The sequence below is a fragment of the Pseudomonas sp. LBUM1663 genome (assembly GCF_059695905.1).
Genome location: NZ_CP166792.1, coordinates 5710113 through 5724426, shown reverse-complemented (window position 1 = coordinate 5724426; position 14314 = coordinate 5710113). Strand labels below are relative to the sequence as shown.

15 protein-coding genes are annotated in these 14314 nt (G+C 59.2%); 11 read left to right on the top strand and 4 right to left on the bottom strand.

The window, feature by feature from the left end:
- Nucleotides 1-76: 76 nt before the first annotated feature.
- Together ACA075_RS26225 and ACA075_RS26220 are read right to left on the bottom strand one after the other, a co-directional pair.
- Nucleotides 77-418: a zinc ribbon domain-containing protein YjdM gene (locus ACA075_RS26225; RefSeq protein WP_010467527.1), complete on the bottom strand. Its 342-nt coding sequence runs from the start codon at nucleotides 416-418 to the stop codon at nucleotides 77-79.
- A 169-nt stretch (nucleotides 419-587) separates the two neighbouring features.
- The gene (locus ACA075_RS26220; protein ID WP_497296181.1) at nucleotides 588-1556 is read right to left on the bottom strand and encodes a polyprenyl synthetase family protein; all 969 of its coding nucleotides are present in this window, start codon (nucleotides 1554-1556) and stop codon (nucleotides 588-590) included.
- A 240-nt stretch (nucleotides 1557-1796) separates the two neighbouring features.
- Here ACA075_RS26220 and rplU point away from each other — a divergent pair, with 240 nt between their 5' ends.
- From rplU to ACA075_RS26195, 5 genes are all read left to right on the top strand, one after another.
- Nucleotides 1797-2111: a 50S ribosomal protein L21 gene (rplU, locus tag ACA075_RS26215; RefSeq protein ID WP_003176051.1), complete on the top strand. Its 315-nt coding sequence runs from the start codon at nucleotides 1797-1799 to the stop codon at nucleotides 2109-2111.
- Between the two features lie 34 nt (nucleotides 2112-2145).
- A complete protein-coding gene (gene rpmA / locus ACA075_RS26210; protein WP_003215862.1) occupies nucleotides 2146-2421 on the top strand; it encodes a 50S ribosomal protein L27 in 276 nt (91 codons plus the stop codon).
- A 192-nt stretch (nucleotides 2422-2613) separates the two neighbouring features.
- On the top strand, nucleotides 2614-3837 hold the full coding sequence (gene cgtA / locus ACA075_RS26205; protein WP_010467530.1) for an Obg family GTPase CgtA: 1224 nt from the start codon (nucleotides 2614-2616) through the stop codon (nucleotides 3835-3837).
- A gap of 123 nt (nucleotides 3838-3960) precedes the next feature.
- A complete protein-coding gene (proB, locus tag ACA075_RS26200; protein WP_219096089.1) occupies nucleotides 3961-5079 on the top strand; it encodes a glutamate 5-kinase in 1119 nt (372 codons plus the stop codon).
- A 12-nt stretch (nucleotides 5080-5091) separates the two neighbouring features.
- Complete coding sequence (locus tag ACA075_RS26195; RefSeq protein ID WP_010467533.1) at nucleotides 5092-5556, top strand: CreA family protein; 465 nt, start codon at nucleotides 5092-5094, stop codon at nucleotides 5554-5556.
- A 185-nt stretch (nucleotides 5557-5741) separates the two neighbouring features.
- Here the strand turns inward: ACA075_RS26195 and rpsT are convergent, their stop codons facing one another.
- Nucleotides 5742-6020: a 30S ribosomal protein S20 gene (gene rpsT, locus ACA075_RS26190; protein WP_008154937.1), complete on the bottom strand. Its 279-nt coding sequence runs from the start codon at nucleotides 6018-6020 to the stop codon at nucleotides 5742-5744.
- A gap of 252 nt (nucleotides 6021-6272) precedes the next feature.
- On the opposite strand from rpsT, the gene murJ reads away from it, so the two are divergent.
- The 6 genes from murJ (at nucleotide 6273) to ispH (ending at nucleotide 13772) form a co-directional block, all read left to right on the top strand.
- On the top strand, nucleotides 6273-7811 hold the full coding sequence (gene murJ, locus ACA075_RS26185; protein ID WP_497296180.1) for a murein biosynthesis integral membrane protein MurJ: 1539 nt from the start codon (nucleotides 6273-6275) through the stop codon (nucleotides 7809-7811).
- Nucleotides 7812-7940: 129 nt separating this feature from the next.
- The gene (ribF, locus tag ACA075_RS26180) at nucleotides 7941-8891 is read left to right on the top strand and encodes a bifunctional riboflavin kinase/FAD synthetase (protein WP_497296179.1); all 951 of its coding nucleotides are present in this window, start codon (nucleotides 7941-7943) and stop codon (nucleotides 8889-8891) included.
- Nucleotides 8892-11723, top strand: coding sequence for an isoleucine--tRNA ligase (gene ileS / locus ACA075_RS26175; protein ID WP_497296178.1), 2832 nt, complete (start codon nucleotides 8892-8894; stop codon nucleotides 11721-11723).
- The gene (lspA, locus tag ACA075_RS26170) at nucleotides 11716-12228 is read left to right on the top strand and encodes a signal peptidase II (RefSeq protein ID WP_497296177.1); all 513 of its coding nucleotides are present in this window, start codon (nucleotides 11716-11718) and stop codon (nucleotides 12226-12228) included. Before ileS ends, lspA begins: the two co-directional genes overlap by 8 nt.
- A gap of 7 nt (nucleotides 12229-12235) precedes the next feature.
- Entirely contained in the window at nucleotides 12236-12673 is a 438-nt protein-coding gene (gene fkpB, locus ACA075_RS26165; protein WP_497299340.1) for an FKBP-type peptidyl-prolyl cis-trans isomerase, read from the top strand.
- Nucleotides 12674-12824: 151 nt separating this feature from the next.
- Nucleotides 12825-13772, top strand: coding sequence for a 4-hydroxy-3-methylbut-2-enyl diphosphate reductase (gene ispH, locus ACA075_RS26160; RefSeq protein ID WP_109634961.1), 948 nt, complete (start codon nucleotides 12825-12827; stop codon nucleotides 13770-13772).
- Here ispH and ACA075_RS26155 read toward each other — a convergent pair.
- Nucleotides 13741-14298 carry a GspH/FimT family pseudopilin gene (locus tag ACA075_RS26155; RefSeq protein WP_497299339.1) on the bottom strand — a complete coding sequence of 186 codons (558 nt, stop codon included), beginning with the start codon at nucleotides 14296-14298 and terminating at the stop codon, nucleotides 13741-13743. The two genes, ispH and ACA075_RS26155, sit on opposite strands and share 32 nt — an antisense overlap.
- Between the last annotated feature and the right edge of the window lie 16 nt (nucleotides 14299-14314).

Here is a 14314-nt window from a genome sequence, read left to right as displayed (position 1 = left end):
TGCGAGGATATGTCGGGAGAGGTGGGGGAGGGTGAAGCACCATCCCACGTATGGCGCGGGATGGAAGACAACAGAATCAGACTTTTCTGACGAACTCGGATTTGAGCTTCATCGGGCCGATGCCGTCGATCTTGCAGTCGATGTCGTGATCGCCATCGCACAAGCGGATGTTCTTGACCTTGGTGCCGACCTTGACCACCAGCGACGTGCCTTTGACCTTCAGGTCCTTGATCACGGTGATGGTGTCGCCGTCCTGCAGGACGTTGCCGACCGAATCCTTCTTCACGGTGTCATCGGACGCCGCTTCGGCTTCGCCGCTGGCAGACCACTCGTGGGCGCACTCGGGGCAGATCAGCTGAGCGCCGTCTTCATAGGTGTATTCGGAATTGCATTTTGGGCAGGGTGGCAACGTGCTCACTAAAGCTCCTTGGGTTCAGGATCGCTAAAAGCGCACATTGTATAGGGTTTTAGGCGGGAGAGGGGTGTACGACCTGTAGGAGCCGGCTTGCTGGCGATGTACACGCCTCGGTGTGTCAGGAGCACCGAGGTGATGCAATCGCCAGCAAGCCGGCTCCTACAAGGGTGGATCAGTGCGTGCGGGCTACTGCAAACTCACTCAACTCAACCAATGCGTCGCGGTACTCACTGGCGGGCAGCGCATCGAGGCATTTGATCGCGCGAGCTACGTAATCGCGGGCCAGTTTCGCGGTGTATTCCAGCGAGCCAGAGGCTTCTACCGCTTCGCGGATGCTTTCCAGATCCTCGATGCCGCCTTTCTGGATCGCCTTGCGCACCAAGGCTGCCTGTTCCGGCGTGCCTTCGCGCATGGTGAAGATCAGTGGCAGGGTCGGCTTGCCTTCGGCCAGATCGTCGCCGACGTTCTTGCCCAGGGTTTCCGCGTCGCCTTTGTAATCCAGCAGGTCGTCGACCAGTTGGAAGGCCACGCCCAGGTGGTCGCCAAAGGTGCGCAGGGCTTCAGCCTGTTCCGCTGTGGCTTCGCAGAGCGCGGCAGCACTGTGGGTCGAAGCCTCGAAGAGCATCGCGGTCTTGCCGCGGATGACTTCCATGTAGGTTTCTTCGGTGGTGCTGGCGTCACGGACCTTGGACAGCTGCAACACTTCGCCTTCGGCGATGATGCGCGTGGCTTGCGAAAGGATTTTCATCACCGGCATGGAGCCCAGTTCGACCATCATTTCGAAGGAGCGCGAATACAGGAAATCGCCCACCAGCACGCTTGGCGCGTTGCCCCACATGGCGTTGGCGGTCGAGCGGCCACGGCGCATGCCGGACATGTCGACCACGTCGTCGTGCAGCAGGGTGGCGGTGTGCAGGAACTCGATGGTCGCGGCCAGCAGGCGCAGGTCATCGCCTTCGCGACCCAGGGCCTTGCCACACAGCAACACTAATAGAGGGCGCAGGCGTTTACCGCCAGCCGAGGTAATGTAATCGCCGATTTTCGATACCAGCGGCACTCGGGAAGTCAGCTGCTTCTTGATGATGCCGTCGACGGCGCTAAAATCGTCCGCCACCGCGCGGTAGAAAGCTTGGGGTTGCATCAGCGACAGTTGCTCCAGAAGGGTTGCGCGGCATGCTAGGACCCACGTCGGCGGGTGTCAAGGCACGATGGACGGCCCCTTGCATCGCCCCGGCAGCTTGCGTACAATCGCGCACCCTGAACTTCCTGGGCAGCACCTGCCTTACGCAATTGCAAACCGGCCTTCCAGCCTTATGCAGCCATGCCAGCCAATACCTCTTCTTATAAAGAGCTGGGTGAGCAGGATTATCGGAGAAATACCATGTCGTACGCAGTAATTGTTACTGGTGGCAAGCAATACAAGGTCGCCCCAGGTGAATACCTGAAGATCGAAAAACTGGAAATCGCTACCGGCGAATCCGTTACTTTTGATCGCGTTCTGTTGGTCGCCAATGGCGATGACGTGAACATCGGCGCTCCAGTTGTTGCTGGCGCTACCGTTGTGGCTGAAGTGATCTCCCAAGGTCGTCACGATAAAGTCCGCATCATCAAGTTCCGTCGTCGTAAGCACCACATGAAGCGTATGGGCCACCGCCAGTGGTACACCGAGATCAAAATCACCGGTATTCAGGCTTAATTTCAGCCTAATTCCTCACTAGGAGAATTGACTCATGGCACACAAAAAAGCTGGTGGTAGTACCCGTAACGGTCGCGACTCAGAAGCCAAACGCCTTGGCGTGAAGATGTATGGCGGCCAGGTTATCATTCCGGGCAACATCATCGTGCGTCAGCGCGGCACCCAATTCCACGCCGGTTACGGTGTTGGCATGGGTAAAGATCACACTCTGTTCGCTAAAATCGACGGCGTGATCAAGTTCGAAGTAAAAGGCGCTTTCAACCGCCGTTACGTGAGCATTGTCCCGAAGACTGAAGTCGTCGCGGCATAATTGCGTAGTTGCTGGAAAAGCCCTGTCTCGCGACGGGGCTTTTTCGTTTGTGGGGTGAGTCTCTTGCAAAGCTGTTTGTGATGGGCTCCAGCGCTGGATTGCGGTCGTTGATTGAGGTCGCTGCGCTCATTTTTGCAAGAGTCTTATGTCTAGATTTTTTCGGCTCGTCCGTATGACGAGAGGCGTTTTGTTATGAAGTTTGTTGACGAAGTATCGATTCGAGTAAAGGCCGGTGACGGCGGCAACGGTTGCATGAGCTTCCGTCGCGAGAAATTCATTGAAAACGGTGGCCCGAATGGCGGTGATGGTGGTGATGGCGGCTCGGTCTACATGATCGCCGACGAAAACCTCAACACCCTGGTGGACTACCGTTACACCCGGCACTTCGATGCCGAGCGCGGTTCCAACGGCGGCAGCACCGACTGCACCGGTAAAAAAGGTGAAGAGCTGGTACTGCGTGTTCCGGTCGGCACCACGGTCATCGATTCCGCGACTCAGGAAGTGATCGGCGACCTGACCAAGGCTGGCCAGAAATTGCTGGTGGCTCATGGCGGCTGGCACGGTCTGGGCAACACCCGTTTCAAATCCAGTACCAACCGTGCTCCGCGCCAGACCACTCCGGGTAAACCGGGCGAGGCGCGTGATCTCAAGTTGGAAATGAAAGTATTGGCTGACGTTGGCCTGCTGGGCTTGCCGAACGCCGGTAAAAGTACCTTCATTCGCTCCGTTTCGGCCGCCAAGCCGAAAGTCGCCGACTACCCGTTCACCACGCTGGTGCCGAACCTGGGTGTGGTCAGCGTCGATCGTTGGAAGAGCTTCGTAGTCGCGGATATTCCGGGTCTGATCGAAGGCGCTTCCGATGGCGCGGGCCTGGGGATTCGCTTCCTCAAGCACTTGTCGCGTACCCGTTTGCTGCTGCACCTCGTGGACATGGCGCCACTGGATGACGCCAGCGCCCCGGATGCTGCTGAAGTGATCGTCAGCGAGCTGACCAAATTCAGCCCGTCCCTGGCTGAGCGTGATCGCTGGTTGGTGCTGAACAAGTGCGATCAGATCCTTGAAGAAGAGCATGACGCTCGCGTCAAGGAAATCGTTGATCGCCTGGAATGGACCGGTCCTGTCTACGTGATCTCGGCCATCTCCAAGCTGGGCACCGAGCGTCTGTGCCACGACATCATGCGTTACATGGAAGACCGTGCTGACCGTCTGGCTAACGACCCGGTCTACAAGGAAGAGTTGGCCGAACTCGATCAGCGCATCGAAGACGAGGCTCGTGCCCAGTTGCAGGCGCTGGATGACCAGCGTGCCCTGCGTCGCAGCGGCGTGAAGTCGGTCCATGACATCGGCGACGATGATTGGGACGAAGAAGATGTGGATGACGAAGACGGTCCGGAAATCATTTACGTGCGTGACTGATTCGTTGCAGTAAACTTAAGCGCCGCTCAATCGAGCGGCGTTTTAGTATCTGGAAATTGGTAGTCACGAATAACGTTACGGGCGGCGCTGGGTCGCGCTGCCCTCAAGCTAAGGTTGAAGATGATGCGGAGCAAGGTGACAGGTGCGCAGCGTTGGGTCGTGAAGATCGGCAGCGCTTTGCTGACGGCTGACGGCAAGGGCCTGGATCGCGCGGCAATGAGTGTCTGGGTCGAGCAGATGGTGGCGTTGCATGAGGCGGGCGTCGAACTGGTGCTGGTGTCCTCCGGGGCGGTAGCGGCGGGGATGAGTCGTCTGGGCTGGAGCGTGCGACCCAGTGCAATGCACGAGCTGCAGGCCGCTGCCGCCATCGGTCAGATGGGCCTGGTGCAGGCCTGGGAGTCGAGCTTTGCCGAGCATGGCCGGCATACCGCGCAGATTCTCCTGACTCACGATGACTTGTCCGACCGCAAGCGTTACCTGAACGCCCGCAGCACCCTGCGTGCGTTGGTCGAGCTGAAAGTGATCCCGGTGATCAACGAAAACGACACCGTGGTCACCGACGAGATCCGCTTCGGCGATAACGACACCTTGGCAGCGCTGGTGGCCAACCTGGTGGAGGCTGACTTGCTGGTGATCCTTACCGATCGCGACGGTATGTTCGACGCCGATCCGCGTAATAACCCCGACGCCAACCTGATTTACGAGGCGCGCGCCGATGATCCGGCACTGGATGCCGTCGCTGGCGGTACCGGTGGTGCATTGGGTCGTGGCGGCATGCAGACCAAATTGCGTGCTGCACGTCTGGCTGCGCGTTCCGGTGCGCACACCATCATCGTCGGCGGGCGCATTGAGCGCGTGCTGGACCGTCTGAAGGCTGGCGAGCGCATCGGCACCCTGTTGTCACCTGAGCGCGGCATGCTGGCGGCGCGCAAGCAATGGCTGGCGGGGCATCTGCAAACCCGTGGCACGCTGGTGCTGGATGCGGGGGCGGTGACGGCGCTGTCCCAGGGCAACAAAAGTTTGCTGCCGGTTGGCGTCAAGCTGGTTCAGGGCAGTTTTCGACGCGGTGAAATGGTGGTGTGCGTGGCGCCGGACGGTCGTGAAATTGCCCGTGGCCTGGCCAACTACAGCGCGCTGGAAGCACAAAAAATCATCGGTCAGTCGTCTGAGGCGATTGTCGGTCTGTTGGGTTACATGGCGGAGCCGGAACTGGTTCATCGCGATAACCTGATTCTGGTCTGAAGGAATATTTGAATGCGTGTGGCAAAAGGATTGTTGGGTCTGCTGTTGGCAATGCCGCTGCTAGCTTCGGCCGAGGAGATTGGCCAGGTGTCGACGGTGTTCAAGTTCGTCGGCCCGAACGACCGTATCGTCGTCGAGGCGTTTGATGATCCGAAGGTCGAGGGCGTGACTTGCTACCTGTCGCGGGCCAAGACGGGCGGTGTGAAAGGTGGGCTGGGGTTGGCGGAAGATCGCGCTGAAGCGTCTATCGCGTGCCGCCAGGTCGGTCCGATCAGCTTCAAGGGTGAGCTGAAGGATGGTGATGAGGTGTTCAAGGAGCGCACCTCGCTGGTGTTCAAGACCATGCAGGTGGTGCGCTTCCTCGACAAGAAGCGCAATACGCTGGTGTACCTGGTCTACAGCGATCGCTTGATCGAAGGCAGCCCGCAGAATGCGGTGACGGCGATCCCGATTCTGCCGTGGACACACGCCCAATAAGCTGATGCAAATCGAAATGTTGGAGTGAGCCTGCTCGCGATAGCGGCGTAACAGTCGACATCAATGTTGAGTGTTACGCCGCTATAGCGAGCAGGCTCACTCCCACATTTTTTTTGCGCGGCGTTTACCAAATCGCAGGCAATAAAAAACCGACCCTGAGGTCGGTTTTTCAACAAGCTTATCGCTTATGCGGCAACAGCAAGGTTCAGAGCCTTGACGTGACCGTTCAGGCGGCTCTTATGACGAGCTGCCTTGTTCTTGTGGATGATGCCTTTATCGGCCATACGGTCGATAACTGGCACAGCCAGAACGTAAGCTGCTTGAGCTTTTTCAGCGTCTTTTGCGTCGATGGCCTTAACTACATTCTTGATGTAGGTACGAACCATGGAACGCAGGCTGGCGTTGTGGCTGCGACGCTTCTCAGCCTGTTTTGCACGTTTTTTGGCGGAAGGTGTGTTGGCCACCGTCGAGCTCCTCGAAAGACTTTTTAGGAAATAGCAAACAAAATAGGCCGCGAATCATGCCGATGAGTTGATGTCTTGTCAAGGGCGGTTGAGACGTTCCGCTAAGTGGTAGGTATAAAGAGGCGGGATATTTATTTCCGGCGCTTGACCTGTAAACTCGCGAGCTTTGGCTCTGTGCTGCTGCGGCGCGGAGTATCGCATAAGTAGGCGCTTTGTTCGCCTGCTGTTTATCGACAGGCACAAACTCTTTCAATGAATCTGCTCAAATCGTTAGCCGCCGTCAGCTCTATCACGATGCTTTCCCGGATTCTGGGGTTCGTTCGTGACACCCTCATCGCACGCACATTTGGCGCCGGGATGGCGACGGACGCCTTCTTTATCGCCTTCAAACTTCCCAATCTGCTGCGGCGAATCTTCGCCGAAGGGGCGTTTTCCCAAGCGTTCGTGCCGATCCTTGCTGAATACAAGAACCAGAAGGGCGAGGAGGCGACGCGAACTTTCATCGCTTACGTATCGGGCCTGCTGACGCTGGTGCTGGCCTTGGTCACGGCGCTGGGCATGCTTGCCGCGCCGTGGGTCATCTGGGCCACCGCGCCGGGTTTCACTGATACGCCGGAAAAATTCGAGCTGACCACCAACCTGTTGCGGGTGACTTTCCCTTATATATTGCTGATCTCCCTGTCTTCATTGGCCGGTGCGATCCTTAATACGTACAACCGATTTTCGGTGCCGGCTTTCGTGCCGACATTGCTCAACGTCAGCATGATCGTCTTTTCGGTGTTCCTGACGCCGTACTTCGATCCTCCTGTCATGGCCTTGGGTTGGGCGGTGCTGGTGGGTGGCCTGGCGCAGTTGCTTTATCAGCTGCCGCACCTGAAAAAGATCGGCATGCTCGTGCTGCCACGCCTGAATCTGCGTGACAGCGGCGTCTGGCGGGTGATGAAACAGATGTTGCCGGCGATTCTCGGCGTGTCCGTGAGCCAGATCTCCCTGATCATCAACACCATTTTTGCCTCGTTCCTGGTCGCCGGCTCCGTGTCGTGGATGTATTACGCCGACCGCTTGATGGAGTTGCCGTCCGGCGTGCTGGGCGTGGCATTGGGTACCATTCTGCTGCCGACGCTGGCCAAGACCTACGCCAGCAAAGATCGCCACGAATACTCGCGCATCCTCGATTGGGGCCTGCGTCTGTGCTTCGTGCTGGTGTTGCCGTGTTCTCTGGCGCTGGGGATTCTGGCCGAGCCGCTGACCGTTTCGCTGTTCCAGTACGGCCAATTCAGCGCGTTTGATGCCTCCATGACCCAGCGGGCGTTGATTGCCTATTCGGTCGGTTTACTCGGGATTATCGTAATTAAAGTGCTGGCGCCGGGCTTTTATGCTCAACAAAACATCCGCACCCCGGTAAAAATCGCGATTTTTACCCTGATTGTTACCCAGCTGTTCAACCTCGTGCTCATCGGCCCGCTGGCTCACGCCGGTCTGGCCCTGGCCATCAGCATCGGTGCCTGCATCAACGCCGGGCTATTGTTCTATCAACTGCGCAAGCAGCAGATGTATCAGCCGCAACCGGGTTGGGCCAAGTTCGGCCTCAAGCTTGTGATTGCGGTGTTGGTGATGTCTGCTGTGCTGCTGGCCGGGATGCACTTTATGCCGGCCTGGGATCAGGGACATATGCTGGAGCGGTTCCTGCGCCTGGGCGGTTTGGTCGCGGCCGGCGTGGTCAGTTATTTCGGCATGCTGCTGTTGATGGGCTTCCGTTTGCGCGATTTCAATCGCAAGGCGCTGAGCTGAGGCTTTGGCCTCGATAAACATGGGCGAACCGGCGGTTTTGTCGGCTCGATTACTTTGGGTTACGGTGTTGCCTGTCGTCGGCCGCCGGGTGTGGTTATAATCGACCACTTTATGAGCAAGAAGCGCGTTATGCAGCTGGTTCGAGGCCTCCACAACCTGCGCCCCCAGCATCGGGGCTGTGTCGCCACTATTGGCAACTTTGACGGTGTTCACCGTGGCCACCAGGCTATCCTGGCGAGGCTGCGTGAGCGCGCTATCGAGTTGGGCGTGCCCAGCTGCGTGGTGATTTTCGAACCGCAGCCGCGAGAATTCTTCGCCCCGGACACGGCCCCGGCCCGTCTGGCCCGGCTGCGGGACAAACTGCAGCTGTTGGCCGACGAAGGTGTCGACCGGGTCCTGTGCCTGGCCTTCAACCACCGGCTGAGCAAGCTCAGTGCCAGTGAATTCGTCGATGCCATTCTGGTCGACGGTCTCGGCGTCCAGCACCTGGAGGTCGGTGACGACTTCCGGTTCGGCTGTGACCGAGTAGGGGATTTCGATTTTCTGCAGCAGGCCGGCATCGTTCAGGGCTTTACCGTTGAAGCGGCGCAAACCGTCGAGCTGGACGGCATTCGGGTCAGCAGCACTCAAGTGCGTAATGCATTGGCCGCTGCCGATTTTGCCCTGGCCGAGCGGCTGCTCGGGCGTCCGTTCCAGATCACCGGGCGGGTCCTGCATGGCCAGAAGCTGGCGCGCCAACTGGGTACGCCCACCGCCAACATTCAACTCAAGCGTCGTCGCGTGCCGTTGACCGGGGTGTACCTGGTCAACGTCGACATCGACGGCAAGACCTGGCCCGGCGTCGCCAACATTGGCGTGCGGCCCACGGTACAAGGTGATGGCAAAGCCCACCTCGAGGTACATCTTTTAGATTTTGCCGGCGATCTGTATGACCGGCGTTTGACGGTGGGTTTCCACCAAAAGCTGCGTGAAGAGCAGCGTTTCGCCTCTCTGGAGGCGCTTAAGACGGCGATCAATGCGGATGTTGCCGCCGCCCGTGCCCTGTCGCACCTAGCGCCAATCGCTAATGAAGAGCCTTAAATGACCGACTATAAAGCCACGCTAAACCTTCCGGACACCGCCTTCCCAATGAAGGCCGGCCTGCCTCAGCGCGAACCGCAGATTCTGCAGCGCTGGGACAGCATTGGCCTGTACGGTAAGTTGCGCGAGATTGGCAAGGATCGTCCGAAGTTCGTACTTCACGACGGTCCTCCTTACGCCAACGGCACGATTCACATCGGTCATGCGCTGAACAAGATTCTCAAGGACATGATCATCCGCTCGAAAACCCTGTCGGGTTTCGACGCGCCTTATGTTCCGGGCTGGGATTGCCACGGCCTGCCGATCGAACACAAAGTCGAAGTGACCCACGGCAAAAACCTGGGCGCGGACAAGACCCGCGAACTGTGCCGTGCCTACGCCACCGAGCAGATCGAAGGCCAGAAATCCGAATTCATCCGTCTGGGTGTGTTGGGCGACTTCGCCAACCCGTACAAGACCATGGACTTCAAGAACGAGGCCGGTGAGATCCGCGCCTTGGCCGAAATCGTCAAGGGCGGTTTTGTGTTCAAGGGCCTGAAGCCTGTGAACTGGTGCTTTGACTGCGGTTCGGCCCTGGCCGAAGCGGAAGTCGAGTACGAAAACAAAAAGTCCTCGACCATCGACGTGGCCTTCCCGATTGCCGACGAAGCCAGGCTGGCTGCCGCTTTCGGTCTGGCTTCCCTGGCCAAGCCTGCCTCGATCGTGATCTGGACCACCACTCCGTGGACCATCCCGGCAAACCAGGCGCTGAACGTTCACCCGGAATTCAACTACGCCCTGGTCGATGTCGGCGACAAACTGCTCGTATTGGCTGAAGAGCTGGTCGAGTCGTGCCTGGCCCGCTACAGCCTGGAAGGTTCGGTCATCGCGACCACCACCGGTAAAGAACTGGAACTGATCAACTTCCGTCACCCGTTCTACGATCGCCTGTCGCCGGTTTACCTGGCCGATTACGTTGAACTGGGCGCTGGCACCGGCGTGGTTCACTCCGCCCCGGCCTACGGCGTGGACGACTTCGTGACCTGCAAGAAATACGGCATGGTCAACGACGACATCCTCAACCCGGTACAGAGCAACGGCGTTTACGTGACATCGCTGGAGTTCTTCGGCGGCCAGTTCATCTGGAAAGCCAACCCGGCCATCGTCGACAAACTGACCGAAGTCGGTGCGCTGCTGCACACCACCATCATCGAACACAGCTACATGCACTGCTGGCGTCACAAGACCCCGCTGATCTACCGCGCCACCGCGCAGTGGTTCATCGGCATGGACAAAGAGCCTGTCAGCGGCGACACCTTGCGCAAGCGCGCACTTAAAGCCATCGAAGAGACTCAGTTCGTCCCGGCCTGGGGCCAGGCACGCCTGCACTCGATGATCGCCAACCGTCCGGACTGGTGCATCTCCCGTCAGCGCAACTGGGGCGTGCCGATCCCGTTCTTCCTGAACAAGGAAAGCGGCGAGCTGCACCCGCGTACCGCCGAGCTGATGGAAGAAGTCGCCAAGCGCGTCGAAGTCGAAGGCATCGAAGCCTGGTTCAAGATGGACGCTGCCGAACTGCTGGGTGACGAGGCGCCGCTGTACGACAAGATCAGCGACACCTTGGACGTGTGGTTCGATTCGGGCACCACGCACTGGCACGTCCTGCGCGGTTCGCACCCGATGGGCCACGAGACCGGCCCGCGTGCCGACTTGTACCTGGAAGGTTCGGACCAACACCGTGGCTGGTTCCACTCGTCCTTGCTGACCGGCTGCGCCATCGACAACCACGCGCCGTATCGCGAACTGCTGACTCACGGTTTCACCGTCGATGAGTCCGGTCGCAAGATGTCCAAATCGCTGGGCAACGTGATCGCGCCGCAAAAGGTCAACGACACCTTGGGCGCCGACATCATGCGTCTGTGGGTCGCTTCCACCGATTACTCGGGTGAAATGGCGGTTTCCGAGCAGATTCTGCAACGCAGTGCGGACGCCTACCGGCGCATCCGTAACACTGCGCGCTTCCTGCTCTCCAACCTGACGGGTTTCAACCCGGCTACCGACATCCTGCCGGCCGATGAAATGCTCGCCCTGGACCGTTGGGCCGTGGACCGCACTTTGCTGCTGCAACGCGAGCTGCAAGAGCACTACGGCGAATACCGCTTCTGGAACGTCTACTCTAAGATCCACAACTTCTGCGTGCAGGAGCTGGGCGGTTTCTACCTCGACATCATCAAGGACCGTCAGTACACCACTGGCGCCAACAGCAAGGCTCGCCGTTCGGCGCAAACCGCGCTGTACCACATCTCCGAAGCGCTGGTGCGCTGGATCGCGCCGATCCTCGCCTTCACCGCCGACGAACTGTGGGAATACCTGCCTGGCGAGCGCAACGAATCGGTGATGCTCAACACCTGGTACGAAGGCCTGACCGAACTGCCGGACAACGTCGAACTGGGTCGCGCCTACTGGGAGCGGATCATGGCGGTGAAGGTCGCGGTGAACAAGGAAATGGAAATCCAGCGCGCGGCCAAGGCCGTCGGTGGCAACCTGCAAGCCGAAGTGACGCTGTTCGCCGAAGACGCGCTGAGCGCCGACCTGGCCAAGCTGAGCAACGAACTGCGCTTCGTACTGATCACCTCGACCGCCAGCGTAGCGCCTTTTGTTCAGGCACCTGCGGACGCGGTAGTCACCGAAGTCAGCGGCCTGAAGCTGAAAATCGTCAAGTCGGCCTTCGCCAAGTGCGCCCGTTGCTGGCACTGCCGTGAAGACGTCGGCGTGAACGCGGAGCATCCGGAAATCTGCGGTCGTTGCGTCGACAACATCAGCGGCGCGGGCGAGGTTCGTCATTATGCCTAACGCCGTTGGCCGTTTCGGACGGTTGAGCTGGCTCTGGTTGAGTTTGCTGGTCCTGGTCATCGACCAGGCCAGCAAGTTCTACTTTGAAAACAAGCTCGAAATGTTCCAGCAGATCGTGATCATTCCCGATCTGTTCAGTTGGACCCTGGCCTACAACACCGGCGCGGCGTTCAGCTTCCTGGCTGACAGCTCCGGCTGGCAACGCTGGTTGTTTGCCCTGATCGCCATTGTGGTGAGTGCGGTGCTGGTGGTGTGGCTCAAGCGTCTGGGGCGCAACGAAACCTGGCTGGCTGTCGCGTTGGCGCTGGTGCTGGGTGGGGCGCTGGGCAACCTGTATGACCGCATTGCCTTGGGTCATGTGATCGATTTCATTCTGGTGCATTGGCAGAACCGCTGGTATTTCCCGGCGTTCAACTTTGCCGACAGCGCCATCAGCGTCGGGGCCGTGATGCTCGCGCTGGACATGTTCAAAAGTAAAAAGACCGGAGAAACCGTTCATGACTGAACAGGTATTGGCTGAGCAACGCATCCGCCAGAACACGGAAGTCACCTTGCACTTTGCACTGCGCCTGGAGAACGGCGACACCGTCGACAGCACCTTCGACAAAGCCCCGGCGACCTTCCAGGTCGGCGATGGCAACCTGTTGCCAGGCTTCGAAGCAGCGCTGTTCGGCTTCAAGGCCGGCGACAAGCGCACGCTGACGATTCAGCCGGAGAACGCGTTTGGCCAGCCGAACCCGCAAAACGTGCAGATCATCCCGCGTTCGCAGTTCAAGGACATGGAGCTGTCGCCGGGGTTGCTGGTGATCTTCAACGATGCGGCCAATACTGAGCTGCCGGGCGTGGTGAAGGAATACGATGACGAGCAAGTGACCATCGACTTCAACCACCCGCTGGCCGGTAAGACATTGACCTTTGACGTCGAGATCATCAGCGTCAAATCGCTGTAACTGACTGGACACTGTCCACTGTGGGGGCGAGCTTGCTCGCGATGAGTACCTGACATTCAACATTGATGTTGACTGACATTCCGCCATCGCGAGCAAGCTCGCTCCCACATTGGTTTTTCACTGTTTTCGCGCGCAAGACACGAGGCACAGCATGCAAATCAAACTCGCCAACCCCCGTGGCTTCTGTGCCGGTGTGGACCGGGCGATCGAAATCGTCAACCGCGCCCTGGAAGTCTTCGGGCCACCGATTTATGTGCGCCACGAAGTGGTCCACAACAAATTTGTCGTCGAAGACCTGCGTGCTCGCGGGGCGATCTTCGTCGAAGAGCTGGATCAGGTGCCGGACGACGTCATCGTGATCTTCAGTGCCCACGGCGTTTCCCAGGCTGTGCGTACCGAAGCCGCTGGCCGTGGCCTGAAAGTGTTCGACGCGACCTGCCCGCTGGTGACCAAGGTGCACATCGAAGTCGCGCGTTACAGCCGCGACGGACGTGAATGCATACTCATCGGCCACGCCGGCCACCCTGAAGTCGAAGGGACCATGGGCCAGTACGATGGCAGCAACGGTGGCGCGATCTATCTGGTTGAAGACGAGAAAGACGTTGCCTCGCTGCAGGTGGTCAATCCTGACAAACTGGCGTTCGTGACCCAGACCACGCTGTCCATGGACGACACCAGCCGTGTGATCGACGCCCTGCGTGCACGCTTCCCGGCGATCGGTGGTCCGCGTAAGGACGACATCTGCTACGCCACGCAAAACCGTCAGGACGCCGTCAAGCAACTGGCCGACGAATGCGACGTGGTATTGGTGGTCGGCAGCCCGAACAGCTCCAACTCCAACCGCTTGCGTGAGCTCGCCGAGCGCATGGCCACCCCAGCTTATCTGATCGACGGCGCCGAAGACCTGCAAAAGAGCTGGTTCGACGGTGTCGAGCGTATCGGCATCACCGCTGGCGCCTCCGCGCCGGAAGTGCTGGTGCGTGGCGTGATCCAGCAGCTGCAGGCCTGGGGCGCTACCGGGGCCGATGAATTGGCCGGTCGCGAGGAGAACATCACGTTCTCCATGCCTAAAGAGTTGCGCGTGCGCTCCCTGCTTTAACTTTTTTCCCTCCCGGACACAGCGCCTGCTCAGCCTTATCGCTGCGCAGGCTGACGCGACCGGTCGCAGCCAGCACCACCTGGAGCTGGCTCACCGGTTCGCGGGCTGCGCAAATGTGCAGTGTCCCCGCTTGAAAGGCCCCGCCAGGCATCTGTGGTTCGCCGATACGGCTGAAACGTACGTATCGCTTGACTGGCCAATTGCCGACAATGGGCACCCGAGCGCCACTCGCGCGCTCAATCAGCAGCGGATTGCTGCTGTCCTCCGGCCCTTTGCCGCTGATATCCAGAATGATTCGCCAGCCCTGACCCCAGTCGTCGTTGATGCCATGAATGACGATGGGCTGATTACGCGCAAGTGCTTCGCTTCTGGCGCTGCGAATACCACTGGCAAGCGACTTCGCCGCCGCCTCGCGATGATTCGATTCTGTAAGGGCCGCGAACGCCGGACTGACCAACAGCAGAACAATCCCGGCAATTGTCAGTCCCATGAGCAGTTCGAGCAGGCTGAAACCTCGCTGATGCATGTCATCTCCCTCCGTG

Bases quoted from the DNA above. Each gene is read 5' to 3' on its own strand.
- ACA075_RS26220 (WP_497296181.1), bottom strand. From the start codon at position 1,556: ATGCAACCCCAAGCTTTCTACCGCGCGGTGGCGGACGATTTTAGCGCC.
- rplU (WP_003176051.1), top strand. From the start codon at position 1,797: ATGTCGTACGCAGTAATTGTTACTGGTGGCAAGCAATACAAGGTCGCC.
- rpmA (WP_003215862.1), top strand. From the start codon at position 2,146: ATGGCACACAAAAAAGCTGGTGGTAGTACCCGTAACGGTCGCGACTCA.
- cgtA (WP_010467530.1), top strand. From the start codon at position 2,614: ATGAAGTTTGTTGACGAAGTATCGATTCGAGTAAAGGCCGGTGACGGC.
- proB (WP_219096089.1), top strand. From the start codon at position 3,961: ATGCGGAGCAAGGTGACAGGTGCGCAGCGTTGGGTCGTGAAGATCGGC.
- ACA075_RS26195 (WP_010467533.1), top strand. From the start codon at position 5,092: ATGCGTGTGGCAAAAGGATTGTTGGGTCTGCTGTTGGCAATGCCGCTG.
- murJ (WP_497296180.1), top strand. From the start codon at position 6,273: ATGAATCTGCTCAAATCGTTAGCCGCCGTCAGCTCTATCACGATGCTT.
- ribF (WP_497296179.1), top strand. From the start codon at position 7,941: ATGCAGCTGGTTCGAGGCCTCCACAACCTGCGCCCCCAGCATCGGGGC.
- ileS (WP_497296178.1), top strand. From the start codon at position 8,892: ATGACCGACTATAAAGCCACGCTAAACCTTCCGGACACCGCCTTCCCA.
- lspA (WP_497296177.1), top strand. From the start codon at position 11,716: ATGCCTAACGCCGTTGGCCGTTTCGGACGGTTGAGCTGGCTCTGGTTG.
- ispH (WP_109634961.1), top strand. From the start codon at position 12,825: ATGCAAATCAAACTCGCCAACCCCCGTGGCTTCTGTGCCGGTGTGGAC.
- ACA075_RS26155 (WP_497299339.1), bottom strand. From the start codon at position 14,298: ATGCATCAGCGAGGTTTCAGCCTGCTCGAACTGCTCATGGGACTGACA.